Source organism: Nostoc sp. UIC 10607, assembly GCF_047228265.1.
GTDB classification, from domain to species: domain Bacteria; phylum Cyanobacteriota; class Cyanobacteriia; order Cyanobacteriales; family Nostocaceae; genus Nostoc; species Nostoc foliaceum_A.
The window spans coordinates 57,836-71,992 of record NZ_JBIQNW010000028.1 but is presented as its reverse complement, the minus strand read 5'-3'; the positions used below and the strand labels follow the sequence as shown (position 1 = coordinate 71,992).

The 14,157-nt window shown below is 41.8% G+C and carries 12 protein-coding genes; 3 read left to right on the top strand and 9 right to left on the bottom strand.

Going from position 1 to position 14,157, the window contains the following annotated elements; translation table 11 throughout:
• Positions 1 to 205: 205 nt before the first annotated feature.
• A complete protein-coding gene (alaS, locus tag ACEYW6_RS21730; RefSeq protein ID WP_412981379.1) occupies positions 206 to 2,848 on the top strand; it encodes an alanine--tRNA ligase in 2,643 nt (880 codons plus the stop codon).
• A gap of 195 nt (positions 2,849 to 3,043) precedes the next feature.
• Here alaS and ACEYW6_RS21725 read toward each other — a convergent pair whose 3' ends face one another.
• The 6 genes from ACEYW6_RS21725 to ACEYW6_RS21700 form a co-directional block, all read right to left on the bottom strand.
• Complete coding sequence (locus ACEYW6_RS21725; protein WP_412981378.1) at positions 3,044 to 3,538, bottom strand: ureidoglycolate lyase; 495 nt, start codon at positions 3,536 to 3,538, stop codon at positions 3,044 to 3,046.
• Between the two features lie 117 nt (positions 3,539 to 3,655).
• Positions 3,656 to 4,675: an RpoD/SigA family RNA polymerase sigma factor gene (locus ACEYW6_RS21720; protein WP_412981377.1), complete on the bottom strand. Its 1,020-nt coding sequence runs from the start codon at positions 4,673 to 4,675 to the stop codon at positions 3,656 to 3,658.
• A 759-nt stretch (positions 4,676 to 5,434) separates the two neighbouring features.
• Entirely contained in the window at positions 5,435 to 5,623 is a 189-nt protein-coding gene (locus tag ACEYW6_RS21715; protein WP_412981376.1) for a DUF3172 domain-containing protein, read from the bottom strand.
• A gap of 586 nt (positions 5,624 to 6,209) precedes the next feature.
• On the bottom strand, positions 6,210 to 6,593 hold the full coding sequence (locus tag ACEYW6_RS21710) for a hypothetical protein (RefSeq protein ID WP_190896398.1): 384 nt from the start codon (positions 6,591 to 6,593) through the stop codon (positions 6,210 to 6,212).
• A 117-nt stretch (positions 6,594 to 6,710) separates the two neighbouring features.
• Positions 6,711 to 6,881 carry a hypothetical protein gene (locus tag ACEYW6_RS21705; protein WP_412981375.1) on the bottom strand — a complete coding sequence of 57 codons (171 nt, stop codon included), beginning with the start codon at positions 6,879 to 6,881 and terminating at the stop codon, positions 6,711 to 6,713.
• Between the two features lie 89 nt (positions 6,882 to 6,970).
• Entirely contained in the window at positions 6,971 to 7,189 is a 219-nt protein-coding gene (locus ACEYW6_RS21700) for an Hfq-related RNA-binding protein (protein WP_181927528.1), read from the bottom strand.
• A gap of 69 nt (positions 7,190 to 7,258) precedes the next feature.
• Between ACEYW6_RS21700 and dapF the strand changes: the two genes are divergently transcribed.
• Positions 7,259 to 8,098, top strand: coding sequence for a diaminopimelate epimerase (dapF, locus tag ACEYW6_RS21695; RefSeq protein WP_412981374.1), 840 nt, complete (start codon positions 7,259 to 7,261; stop codon positions 8,096 to 8,098).
• 343 nt (positions 8,099 to 8,441) lie between these two features.
• Here the strand turns inward: dapF and ACEYW6_RS21690 are convergent, their stop codons facing one another.
• Genes ACEYW6_RS21690 through ada form a run of 3 tightly spaced genes read right to left on the bottom strand, consistent with a single transcriptional unit; the run spans position 8,442 to position 11,212 of the window.
• Positions 8,442 to 9,440 (bottom strand): DMT family transporter, encoded by a 999-nt coding sequence (locus ACEYW6_RS21690; protein WP_412981373.1) that lies wholly within the window; start codon positions 9,438 to 9,440, stop codon positions 8,442 to 8,444.
• A gap of 58 nt (positions 9,441 to 9,498) precedes the next feature.
• On the bottom strand, positions 9,499 to 10,143 hold the full coding sequence (locus ACEYW6_RS21685; RefSeq protein WP_412981372.1) for a DNA-3-methyladenine glycosylase family protein: 645 nt from the start codon (positions 10,141 to 10,143) through the stop codon (positions 9,499 to 9,501).
• A complete protein-coding gene (gene ada / locus ACEYW6_RS21680) occupies positions 10,127 to 11,212 on the bottom strand; it encodes a bifunctional DNA-binding transcriptional regulator/O6-methylguanine-DNA methyltransferase Ada (protein ID WP_412981371.1) in 1,086 nt (361 codons plus the stop codon). Before ada ends, ACEYW6_RS21685 begins: the two co-directional genes overlap by 17 nt.
• 378 nt (positions 11,213 to 11,590) lie before the next feature.
• On the opposite strand from ada, the gene ACEYW6_RS21675 reads away from it, so the two are divergent.
• Positions 11,591 to 14,155: a PAS domain S-box protein gene (locus ACEYW6_RS21675; protein WP_412981370.1), complete on the top strand. Its 2,565-nt coding sequence runs from the start codon at positions 11,591 to 11,593 to the stop codon at positions 14,153 to 14,155.
• Positions 14,156 to 14,157 lie beyond the last annotated feature (2 nt).

Here is a 14,157-nt window from a genome sequence, read left to right as displayed (position 1 = left end):
ACGGGCTACGCCTACGCACATCCTGCCAAAGTAAGGTAGTGTAGTGGTGTAACAGCATTCTAGTAGCTGTATATATATCATCGACTGGCACAATTCGCTGGCAGTAATATGAAACAAAATGCAAGAATATATAAAGCTATTTATGAAAATACACTTACCTAGTGCCGCTACGCCCAAGCCTTAAAGTCTAAAGTTAAAAACACCCATGTCTTCAAATCCCCAGTACCTAAGCGGTAACGAAATTCGCAACATATTCCTCGACTTCTTTGCCCAACGGGAACACCAAATTCTCCCAAGTGCCTCCCTCGTGCCAGAAGATCCAACCGTGCTGCTGACGATCGCAGGGATGCTACCATTTAAGCCGATATTCTTGGGGCAGCGCACACCAGAATTTAAGCGGGCTACGACTTCGCAAAAGTGTATCCGCACCAACGACATTGAGAATGTCGGACGCACCAAACGGCATCACACGTTTTTTGAGATGCTGGGCAATTTCAGCTTTGGTGATTATTTTAAAGAACAAGCGATCGCTTGGGGTTGGGAAATCTCTACACAAGTCTTTGGCATTTCCCCCCAAAATCTTGTCGTCAGCGTTTTTAAAGATGATGATGAAGCCTTTGGAATTTGGCGCGATCAAATCGGTGTACCGATAGCGAGAATTAAACGCTTAGGCGAAGATGATAACTTTTGGGTATCTGGGCCGACTGGGCCTTGTGGGCCTTGTTCAGAAATTTATTACGACTTCCACCCAGAACGCGGTGACGAAAATATAGATTTAGAAGACGATTCCCGGTTCATCGAGTTTTACAACCTCGTGTTCATGCAATATAACCGGGATACTTCAGGCAATTTAACGCCACTGCAAAACAAGAATATCGACACAGGCATGGGTTTGGAGAGAATGGCGCAAATTCTCCAAAAAGTGCCTAATAATTATGAAACTGATCTGATTTTTCCAATTATCCAAACAGCAGCCCAAATTGCTGGCATTGACTACCACAAAAGTGATGAAAAAACCAAAGTTTCTTTAAAAGTCATTGGCGATCACGTTCGTTCTGTTGTCCACATGATCGCCGATGAAATTCGCGCCTCCAACGTGGGACGGGGTTATGTGCTGCGGCGGTTAATTCGGCGTGTAGTGCGTCATGGACGATTAATTGGAATTTCTGGTGAATTTACTACCCAAGTTGCTGAAACTGCGATCGCCCTTTCGGAATCAGCTTACCCCAATGTGCGTCAACGGGAAGCAGCAATTAAAGCTGAGTTGCAACGGGAAGAATCCAATTTCCTTAAAACTCTGGATAGAGGCGAAAAACTGCTAGAAGAAATCATTCAAGAGGTGAAACAGCGAGGAGAAACCTCTATTAGCGGTGAAAGCGCATTTACCCTCTATGACACCTACGGATTTCCCCTCGAACTTACTCAAGAAGTTGCCGAAGAAAATCATTTGACAGTCGATGAAGCAGGATTCAATGCCGAAATGCAAAAGCAGGTGGAACGTGCCAAAGCAGCACATGAAACCATCGATTTAACTGTGCAAGGTTCTCTCGATAAATTAGCAGAACACATCCACGCCACTGAGTTTTTAGGCTATACCCAACCTGCGACAACGGCGAAAGTCGAAGCGATTTTGGTAGCAGGTGTTTCCCAAGAGGAAGCAGAAGTGGGAACACAGGTGCAAATTGTCCTTGACAAAACGCCATTTTATGCTGAATCCGGTGGACAAATCGGCGATCGCGGTTATATCTCTGGTGATGGTATTGTAGTTCGGGTGGAAGATGTGAAGAAAGAATCTGATTTCTTTGTTCACTTCGGACGCATCGAACGCGGTACACTGCGCGTAGGCGATCGCGTCACCGCTCAAATTGATCCGGCTTGTCGCCGTCGCGCCCAAGCTAACCATACCGCAACCCACCTATTGCAAGCAGCATTAAAGAAAATCGTTGATGATAGCATATCTCAAGCTGGTTCCCTGGTTTCCTTTGACAGATTGCGGTTTGACTTCAACTGTCCCCGTGCGTTGACAGTAGAGGAAGTCCAACAAATTGAGGAACAAGTGAACACTTGGATTGCGCAAGCACATGCTGCGAAAGTTGAAGTATTACCTTTAGCAGAGGCGAAAGCTAGGGGTGCTGTTGCCATGTTCGGCGAAAAATACGGCGAAGAAGTGCGCGTGATTGACTTCCCTAGCGTATCAATGGAACTATGCGGTGGAACTCATGTGAGTAATACGGCTGAAATTGGCGTGTTTAAGATTATCTCAGAAGCTGGAGTAGCTTCTGGGGTGCGGCGCATTGAAGCTGTTTCGGGGCCAGCAATACTGGATTATCTCAATCTTCGGGATAAAGTAGTTAAAGATTTGAGCGATCGCTTTAAAGTTAAACCCGAAGAATTACCAGATAGAATTACAAGTCTGCAAAGCGAACTTAGAACTAGCCAGAAGGAATTGGAAAGCTTGAAGGTACAGTTAGCGATCGCAAAATCTGATAGCTTGCTACAAACAGCAGAAACTGTAGGCGATTTTAAAATTATCGTTTCCCAATTAGAAGATGTTGATCCAGAATCATTGAAAACCGCAGCCGAACGCTTGTTGCAAAAAATCGGTAATGGTGCAGTGGTGCTGGGTTCTGTTCCTGAAGAAGGGAAAGTCAGCATAGTTGCAGCTTTTAGTTCTGAAGTGAACAAAAAAGGTTTGCAAGCTGGTAAATTTGTAGGTGCGATCGCTAAAATCTGCGGCGGCGGCGGCGGTGGAAGACCAAACTTAGCCCAAGCCGGCGGACGCGATGCGAGTAAATTACCAGAAGCGTTGGAACAAGCAGAAAGTGAGTTAAAATCCGCGTTGGGTTAACCCTCTTTTTCACAAGCTTTACTCCCCTTCCTTTGCAGGAAGGGGCTATTTTTGTTAAGTGCGTATTGAACTCAATCCAGAAGCACTATATAAATGAAATGAATATAGCGATCGCAAGTCTAGGATAAGCATCGCTATCTATAGCTGGTTTATGCCCATAAGGGACTTCCAAATAAAAAAATATCCCAATCTCACCTATACCATCTCAAACTCTAATTGATGGCTCTTAAAAAAATCATGAGTGAAATGATCCACCACATTTGTATCAGCTAGTTCCAAATTATAAAAATCCACAGCTTCATGATCAAAATAGGGCCCAGCGTGCCAAGTGCCCTCATGTAGCTTGATAAAACAATTCCCCGGAATGCGGAAAGCAGAAATCTCGTCTAATAGTGGTTCATTCACATCATTATGAGGAGGACAAACTGCAATCAACCAATCCTTTCCTTCCAAAGAACCCAAACATTGAGTGCATTGCATATGGCGAGTAATTTTGTGAAACTTTCGCCCTCTCTTCTCCAACCGCATAACATAAAATCGTGGAATCCCGTTTTGCAGGTTTAACTGGGCATCTTCGCCATCATAAGCTTTGCCATCAAGACTTGCAAAAATTACCTGTCCATAACGCCGAAAGTTTTCAGAACTAACCCATTGTGCCTGCAATTGTTGCACTGTCTTTGATGCGCTCATATCAAATCTTTGAGAGAGATTACTTAGGTTTATTTTCCTCCAAAATGACTGAATAAAATACAGCCATTAAGGTGAATGCCTGAGTTTAAATGCCCTACATTATTATAAAAACTAATTTCAGCTAGCTAAATAACTACGTACTTGTTCCTTTTGCCGTCGCAGGAGACTGAGAGCTTTTTGCTCGATTTGACGCACTCGTTCTCGACTAATACCCATGCGATCGCCAATCTGTGCTAAAGAAAGTTCATATCCATCAGTCAGACCAAAGCGCAGGGTTAATATTTCTCGCTGCTGGGGAGAAAGCTTTGCCAACAAGTCTTGTAAGTCTTGGTGGAGAGATTCTTCAACAGCATAGTCTTCGGGAGAAGGGCCATCATCTTCCAGTATGTCCTGCAATTCTGTATCTTGTTGTTCACCAACTCGCGCCTCTAAGGAGAAGGGTTGACGCGCCAAGTACAAACACTCTCGAACTTGGCTAGGTGTCAAAGATAACGCGCTGGCAATTTCAGCAGTAGTGGGAACACGACCCAACTGTTGAGATAATTCACGCTGCACCCGCTTAATTTTGTTCAGTTTCTCAAAGACGTGGATAGGTAAACGAATTGTACGTCCTTGTTGAGCGATCGCTCGTGTGATTCCTTGACGAATCCACCAGTAAGCGTAGGTAGAAAACTTATAACCAAGAGCAGGATCAAATTTATCCACCCCTCGCTCTAAGCCCAAAGTACCTTCTTGAATTAAATCCATAAATTCCAGGTTGCGGTGCTGGTATTTCTTCGCCACAGCTACCACTAACCGGAGATTAGCCTGAATCATTTTCTGCTTGGCTTGGTGTCCTTGACTTAGCTGTTGCTCTAGCACCTCAACACTTGACTCCACCTGATCTGCCCATTCTTGCAGCGTGGGTTCGTGCTTTAATTTCACAGCCAATTCTTCCTTAGCAGCTAGTAAATTCATCATCTGCTGCACTTGTTGGGCAAAAATAACCTCTTGTTCACGAGTCAACAAATCTACACGCCCGATCTCTTGCAGATAACTACGCACAATATCATCTGTAGCTCGAGGTTTTTTATCTGCGGCTAAACTTTTTTTCTTCGTTTTTTGAACTTCGGTATGTGGAGATGTTAAGTTGCTCATGGTTATTTGCTCCTCTGTAACCTCATCAATTTATTGGTATCAAGTCTAGATATTCAGACCCATAGCCATTCACACTGCTAATCAATCAATTGGCAATACTGATGAATTCTAGTCTATGATACATTACAAGTTAATTCTTGGAGATAATAAACCCAAAATCAACCTACCCTTTAATAATAACATCATCAGTAGTGACAAATCAATTACCTAAAGTATCATCATCATATCTTTCAAACCAATTACACTGCTTTATTATTGATCATTGCATATCTGGAAACATAATTATTACTTTATTTATCCAATGCAGTTTCTAAAAAATGTAAATTTATCCAAAAACGATTTTATTACAGGAAAAATTTATTAAAAGCAAAACATTATATACTTTATAATTTAAGTTTTGAAAACATACAAATATTATTGATATTTGTTGATCTACAGTGATGATGCTCTGGTTATTTTTAAATTTTATTTTCATTAAATGACAACTTATTAAACATAGAATATCTATTCTTCACCTCTAATTTTTGCTACATGATCCAATCAGATCAAGCCGGGTATATAAGGTTTTAAGTAAGCATGGAAGAAAGAACTTTACCCAGCCTCCTCTGCTCAATAACAGCTTTTTTAGGAGCAGTTCAACTGGCGTACACCGCGCCTTATAAAAAGCAGATAATTCAAATCTTCTTTTCTTCTACCTCCTGCAAGACAGCATAGCTACCTTGTTTATTGAAAGTCTGGTTAAATACTTGTAATTAGTAATTAGGGATTTAGGACGACAAAGACGCAAGTATCTGTGAAAATTGCACTTGTGTCGTAATGCACGCAGACATCTGTATCGAATGCGGTATTATCAATGTAATTACTCCTGGAAACACTTTTTGGACTAAAAGTAGTAACAGTGGTCACATTAACACCAAGAATAATACTTATTAAGACAGCAAGACCCACGATCACCACTAATATCCAACTGAAGCGAAAAGATTTTTGGGAAAACAATACTATATTGAAACTTTAACCTAACTCTTCAGCCATCCCTTTATTAGATATTGGTTCAAAAAAGCATCTACCTTATTGGCGCATAACCCAAAATGAACTGTCTTTCCTGCTTTTGTGAGAATGTCTAATCCCTGACTATTATTGCGGGGGTCTGGATCAACTATAGATACATATATATATCATCTATACGATGATTTTGAGCGATCGCTAAAGCAGATGTAGGTGTGCGTCCATGAAAAGAACAAGGTTCAAGAGTTACGTACATTTTCAAAAAGTCGAAAGCTTTGCCTTGAATCTGGTTAAGTGCGTCAGCCTCAGGATAGAGTTTTCCTGGTGCCTGCGTCTACCCTTGAGCTATTATCTTTTGGGCATCTATGATTACACAGGCGACTGTTAGCTTCGGCAAACATTCCGGCCAAACTTTTCTGCTTTGAGCTAAAGCAGCCAGCATAAATATTTGCTCCATGTTTTAGCGTAAATTATCTAGATAGATTAAACTACCAACAATTAGCTATCTATTATTATAAAATTGTCTATATCAAAATTGAGTAACTGTCACACTAATACCAGAGTCAAGTTTAGGAACCTTGAGATACTCAATTGGTTCAGTACTTTGAGAACTTTGGGTATTTGTTGGCTTTTGACATTGCTTAAAAAAAGCCTCTGGGTTATTGATGAACTCAAGCGGGTTAATCTTTTGGCAACCTCGATCCTGCACTAGCGAAATTGATTCAGCAGTTTGTTTAGGATTATTAGTCTCTCCGATAAAATTACTCCATGTAGCGTTAATCGTGGCTGGCTCTGTCAATAGAACTTCAGCCTGATTGCGATCGATAGGAACATTTTCTTCGTTAGCATAAGCACTCTGGGGAAGAGCAAGTGCACTAATCACAAAGACTAAGGTGATAGAAGAGGATTTCATAATTCAATCTCTCAATATTTAATGTCAGTTTAATAATTACAATTAGCTAGATACAGCAACCAAAAATAGCGGCGCGGCTTGGGTACTTAAGATTAACACAGGTAGTGAGAACTATAGCTAAACTTCATTAAAAATATAGTAAAGTCTAGCCAGATCAGATATACGGAGTTTGAGTTGTTTTGCAGTATAGCCAAGAGCGATCGCCGCTAGAATATTATAATTTATGTCTTTCATGGCTAATTTTTCAACTAAAGTTTGCCTTTGGCGTTCCCGCAGGGTAGCTATCACAAGGTTTTTGGGAGATTGCTACCCTTCTTTACGAGACGCACTTGCGTTCGGTTGCAATGACGGTTATTTAAGCGGAAATAATACTACTTCTAACTTGTTTTCGGCTTGATGTATGCGATCGCTTGTTTCCAAACAGTGCTTTGCTGACTGTTTTCATCTGCAATACAGATACACTGTGGGTCTTGCCATAAAACCTTTCCTGTCAACACATCACCAGTGAGCAGCTTTAATTCCACTGGCGTTGTTTGTTTAATCAGGTTTTGGACTTGTCTAATACTGGGTAAAGTGGTGTCAAATTCGGTAAGCATTTTTAGTAAAGATGAACCTACAAGGCAAAATAAAGAGTAACTAATCCTTGATAATTCATCCTTGAAGAAATGGCAATCGAATTTACTAAGTATCATGGTCTAGGCAACGACTTTATTTTGATTGACAATCGCTCGTCATCTTTGCCTGTAGTGACACCAGAGCAAGCCATCAAGTTGTGCGATCGCCACTTTGGCATCGGTGCTGATGGTGTAATTTTTGCCCTGCCGGGAGAAAACGGTACTGACTACACCATGCGGATTTATAATTCCGATGGTTCAGAACCAGAAATGTGTGGTAACGGCATTCGCTGTTTAGCTGGCTTTTTAGCAGACTTAGAAGGCGAATCCCGGAATAAAGACTCATATCGCATTCATACTTTGGGCGGTGTAATGACTCCCCAACTCTTATCTGATGGTCAAGTTAAAGTAGACATGGGTTTACCCAGGTTACTCGCTAGCGAAATTCCTACCACTCTTGCACCTGCTCAAGAAAAAGTAATTTCTCAGCCGTTAGAAGTGGTGGGACAAACTTGGGATGTCACCTGTGTAAATATGGGGAATCCTCACTGCATTACCTTTGTGGAAGATGTAGCTGCAATTGAGCTAGAAAGCATTGGCCCGAAATTTGAGCATCACCCAGTTTTTCCCCAACGCATAAATACCGAATTTATTCAAGTGGTACGCCGTGACTATTTGAAAATGCGGGTGTGGGAACGAGGTGCTGGGATCACCTTAGCTTGTGGGACTGGTGCTTGTGCTTCCTTGGTAGCTGGAGTGTTAACAGGGAAATGCGATCGCACTGCAACTATAGAATTACCAGGTGGCCCCTTGCAAATTGAATGGTCAGAAATCGACCAACGGGTTTACATGACAGGCCCGGCTGAGAGGGTCTTTACGGGTAAACTGTAACCGACTTCCCATTGGCATTACTCAAGTAGTAGCAATACTTTTCGGTTAAGGGGGAAAGGGTTTGAATTTACCTTTACCCCAAACCGAGTAACCTTTCCCCAGACCAAAAGAGAGATTGTTGGGTTTATCCGAAAAGCATTGCAGCTAGTAGTGCCATAAAAGTCTTGCAGCGATCGCGGTGGTGGCTTCCAAATGAGTGCAAGCTGCTCTTAATTATGCCCGCGATCGCGCCAAGCAGGAACCAGCCCGCTATCAGAAATCAATTGTCTATTAAGTTTTAAGGGTTGCTAATAAGTACTTTAGTGCTTAGAAAATCAGGACTCAAGTCTTGACTACGAACTTGTTAAGATTCACTTTCCACTGGAGACTGCATGGGAATATTAACTGTAGATTTAATAGATTCTTTAGTAGAAATAGCTAGATAGATACCACCTAAAATTAGACCCAAACCTAGGAAGTTAAAAACACTCAAATTTTCAGAAAAAAGTATCCAAGCAAGAATAGCAACAATCACTGGATTGAGTAGCAAGAGTAAAGAGAGGAATCCTGAAGAAAAAGTTTTCAGGCTGTATACAATTAGCCCATGACCCAAGGCTTCACAAATAGCACCTAGTGCAAATACTACTAACCAACCTGACAAAGAAACTGGGAAAACTTGTTTTTCAAAGATTAGCACTACTGGGAGCATTAATGAAGTTGCGATGACACAGCGCCACAGAAGGATGGTAATAATTGAAAACTTATTGCGGATTTGCTCGATAAGTAAAAAGTTTGCTGCATAAAATATCGATGAGAAGAGGGCAACAGCATCACCTGTAAAATTATTATTAGAGCGTAATAAATCTTCAAATCCAACTGCGATCGCGCCGATTATGGCTAATATCAAACCGATGATAAATTTGCGCCCAAAAATTTGATTAAAAAACAGCCAACCTCCTAATGTAGTAAATAGTGGATTGAGACTACCTAACGCATTAGCATTAGCAGCACCAGTCTGGGTTAGCGACCAAGTCCAAGATAATCGGCCTAATACATGAACTAGACCCACTGCTATTAAAAACGCTATATCTTTGATTGGATAAGACTGCTGTCGTAATACAGGTTCATCATCCGTAATCTGAGTCCGTGCTTGGTTAATTCCACTCCATAATCCAAAGATAATAGTGGCTATCCATAAGCGATTAAAAAATGTAGCAGCGGCGCTCATTTCCCTAACAGCAATTTTAATAAGTATTGCTGTCGCCGATAAAGCTAATAATGCGGTTATAACTGTTATTATCGGCAGGATTTTTGAAGCTTTATCTGCTTTTTCTGGTGTTAGGCTTAATTGATTTTCTACCATTTAATTATATTTATTAAACAAACTGCCAAGTACCAAGGAGCAATGATTATGTGCAAGTTTATGAAGATTGGGCATTACTCAAGTAGTAGTGCCATAGAAGTCTTGCAGCAACTGCTCGCCACGGTCGCCAGTGCTGTGTCATTGCTTCTAGTTGAACTGGTGTTGGACGCGTCGCCAAGTTTTTGAGTTTTTGTAAAGCGATCGCGATCGCTAAATCGCCTTTAGGAAAGACATCAGGACGTTGCAGCGCCATGAGCAAATAAATATCAACTGTCCAGTCTCCTATACCTTTGAGGCGCTTTAACTCAGTTCTGATAGTAGTTTCGTCCATTCTTTCCAGCTTGCTGAGGTCAAGCTGACCAGTTGCGATCGCATTCGCCAACCCACGACAGTATAGAATCTTTTGCCGACTGAATCCAATTCCTCTCAATTGAACATCATCTAATATCAGAAAATTTTCTGCTGTCAAAGTTACAACAACCCCACATAGCCGGGTAAATACGGCCTTTGCAGCCGCTACGGAAACTTGTTGTTCCAGAATTATGCACAACAGCGTTGCAAAACCTGGTTCTCTTTGCCACATCGGTGGAGGCCCCAGTGTTTCTAAAATCCGAGCCAAATCGCTATCAAGATTGGCAAGCACCATTAAACCACGGGTCAGACTTTCTTGAGTCAACGATTCTAGTTCAGGTGTTTGAGTCATCTTTGAGAAATTTCGATTCTTGTATAAGCAGTTTTTGTTTACGCTCAATCCCCCAGTGATAACCACCAAGACTGCCATCGCTCCGCAGCACCCGATGACACGGTACAATCAGCGCTATCGGATTAGCTCCACAAGCATTACCCACCGCACGGACTGCCTGGGGTTTGGCAATATCACGAGCAATATCTGTGTAAGTGCGGGTTTCGCCATAGGGAATTTTTTGCAATGCTTGCCACACTTGTTTTTGAAATGCTGTCCCACGGACATCAAGCGGTAAATCAACATGTACCTCGTCTCCGGCAATAAAGTCGAGGATTGCTTGTATCCATTCTTTGTGTGTGTGGTCATCACGCATGATGTGCGCTTGGTGAAATTCCTGGTTCAAGGTATGTTCAAGCTTGTCTGCTTCATCACCTAGTTTAACGGCACAGATACCCTTCTCTGTTGTTGCCACAAGCAAATATCCTAGTGGACATCGAGCGATCGCATAGACAATGCTGATTGTCTTTCCAGCTTGTTGGTAAGTCTTTGGTGTCATTCCCAGTTGTTTAGGTGCTTTCTCATATAGTTGGCTACTTGAACCATACCCTGTGTCATAAACTGCATGAGCAATTTCCTCTCCTGACTGAAGACGCTGCTTTAATTGTTGGCTACGCAGTGCATCTGCATATTGAAAAGGGGATACGCCAATTATTTTCTTGAATACCTTTTGTAGATAACTGGAACTCATTCCCACCTGAGAGCATAATTCCGAAAGGGTTGGGATGTGATCAACTTGTGCTTCAATGTATCGACATGCTGCTAAAACTTTTGCCTTAGCGGGATTTAGAAATTTTTCAGATTGTGGCTGACAGCGCTTACAAGGTCGAAAACCTGCGTTTTCAGCTTCTTGTGCCGACTGGAAGAAACAAACTTGATTGCGATTCGGTCTGCGACTAGGGCAAATAGGTCGGCAATAAACGCCTGTAGAGTGAACACCGTAGAAAAACTTACCTTCAAAAGTGGGATCTCGATTGAGAACTGCTTCCCAAAGAGTTTCTTCCAAAACTGATATCTGTTGTAATTGCATTTATGTCTCCTTGGACGTATTACAAAGTATCCACTCGGAAATACCCATCATTAATTCCTATATGTTGGTAACTCTATTTATTCTTTAGATAAAACTAGATTAAATGTATTGATAAACTACTTTCTATCTGATTATTGCGATCAAATGTGACAAAGTGTCGTTGATCACTATTTACAACTAACTTTTTTGTCACATGATTCTCCCTCTGGCAAATCGTTCACCCGATTGGGTGAATGCGATCGCCTCATCAGGAACTACTCTGAAAGAAGGTGCAGTTTTGATTCTGTTAGCGATTATGCCCACAAAATAAAAACTGTTAAATTGCTTATTCTAGCTTTTAATTGTAAATCAATAGCTTGTGTATCAAAGGGTCAAAGAGTGGATGAAACCGTTGTAAAATCGCTGTATACACCAAATTGCCAGCAAGAGGCTTTTAACCTGCTCTCAAAACTTGCTGTCAATTTACCAGGAATAATTTTCCAAGTTCTGCAACAGCAGGATGGTTCTGTGTTTATCCCTTATGTCAGTTCTGGTTGTGAATATTTGTATGAAATAGAACCAGAAACTGTACAGGCAGATTTCCAGGTGCTATACAAACTGATTCATCCGCTGGATGTGAAAGCCTTTGCTGAATCTATAGCTGTTTGTAGTACAAATTTTACACCTTGGCATTGGGAAGGTCGCATCATTACACCTAGTGGCAAACTTAAATGGATTCAATGTACTTCGCAACCAGAATTACAACCTAACGGCGATTTTCTTTGGAATGGCTTGGTCATGGATATTACAGACCGAAAACAAACCCAAGAAAAATTGCAAGAGACTGAGGCGCGGTATCAAGCAATTTTGGATGCTATCCCCGATTTGATGTTTCGCATTAGCCGCGATGGCGAGTATCTAGATTTGAAAAGTGAGGGAGCAAATGTCACTCTTTCGAGAGAAGAAATAGTTGGGAAACATGTACAGGAGTTATTGCCTAGTGATGTTGCCGCAATTAGCCTGGAAGCGATCGCTAAAACTTTAGATTCTGGAACTTTGCAAACTTGCGAATACCAACTACCAACGCCTTTGGGAGCCAGAGATTATGAGACGCGGTTGGTAGTGAGTGGTCAAGATGAAATACTAGCCATTGTCCGAGACATCACAGAACGCAAACAAGCGGAAGCTGCCTTACAAAATCTTGCCCAAAAATTTGCTAAAGCTTTTAGTTGCAGTCCCGATTCAATTACCATTAGCACACTCCAGGAAGGACGCTTCATCGAAGTTAACGATAGCTTTGTAGAACTCTCAGGTTATGAGCGAGATGAGGCGATTGGTAAAACTTCTTTTGAGTTAAATCTTTGGGTACACGATCGCGATCGCCTGAATTTGTTGCAGAATTTACAAGCCACAGGAGTTGTTCGCAACCTGGAATTTGAATTCCGGCAAAAGTCTGGCAAGATAATTACAACACTGCTTTCAGCCGAAGTCATTGATTTGGATGGTATCCCTTCGATCCTAGCCGTCCATCACGACATTACAGAACGCAAGCAAGTGGAAGCGCAATTACGTCTATCAGCAGAACGCGATCGCTTGTTAGCAGAAACCTTAGTGCGAATTCGGTCTTCGCTTAACTTAGAGCAAATTCTCCAAACCACCGTGACGGAAGTCAGGCAATTTCTCCAAGCCGATCGAGTTTTTATTGGTTTAAATAATGCCAATTTAGAAATCAGAACTCTTGCTGAATCAGTAGATCCCAAGTATCCATCAATCTCAGGATGGTCTACTAATGATGAAGCTTATCTGAAAGAATTGCGAAACTTACTAAAAGATAATCTTGTGCGTGTCGTTGAAGACGTAACGCAAGTGGCAGTATCTCCCAAAGTTAAGGCACACTGTGAAAAATTCCAAACGAAAGCTAGTTTGGCTGTACCAATTATGCTAGGTGACGAATTATTTGGGGCGTTAATTGCCAATCAATGCTCAGGTTCGCGTCATTGGCAACCAATAGAAATTGATTTGTTACAGCAAATGTCAGAACAAGTAGCGATCGCCATTCACCAAAGCCAGATTTACCAAGAATTAGCAGAACTTAACACTAATTTAGAACACCAAGTAGAAGAACGGACAGCACAATTGCAGCAGAAAATGCAAGAAGTTGAAGAATTGCATCGCGTCAAAGATGTAGTTTTGCACACAGTTGCCCATGATTTACGAACTTCGGTGATGGGTAACTTGATGGTGTTAAAGAATTTATTAAATCAGGGAGTGGGGTGTGGGGAGCAGGGAGCAGGGGGCAGGGGGCAGGGGGAAAATTCCTCTCCTCTGCACCCTTCCCCCCGCCCCTCTGCCTCTTATGCCCAATCCCCAATTCCTGTATCTCGCTCAATAATCGAGCGGATGATTCAAGGCAATGATCGTCAGTTGACGATGATTAACTCATTGCTAGAAATAAATTCCTGTGAAAAACAGGGTATTGACATCAAACATGAACCTGTGAAACTTAGCACCCTACTGGGAGGAACATTCGTCCAGTTGGAACCCATGTTGACACAAAATCAAGCGACTCTGAGGAACTTGGTTCCCGCCAATTTACCGTTAGTAATGGCAGATGCAACTCGATTGCAGAAAGTTTTGGCACATTTAATAACACATAGCTTGCAAAATAATCCACCAGGATTAAATTTTATTCTGAGTGCCACCGTTGAGGGGGGAATGATTCGCACTCAGATTCAAGATGACGGTGTGGTAATGAGCAAACTAGAGTGCGATCGCCTTTTCGATCTGCATGTCCGCGATCCCCAAGATTGTTGTTCCACAAGCATTGGCTTAAAAATGTATCTTTGTCGGAAAGTTATTAAAGCACATGGCGGCGAAATCGGTGTTATTAGTAACCGTAAGCGCGGGTTAACTTTCTGGTTTACACTACCTCTAGCAACTTCATCCGCTACAAATCGCCCATAAAT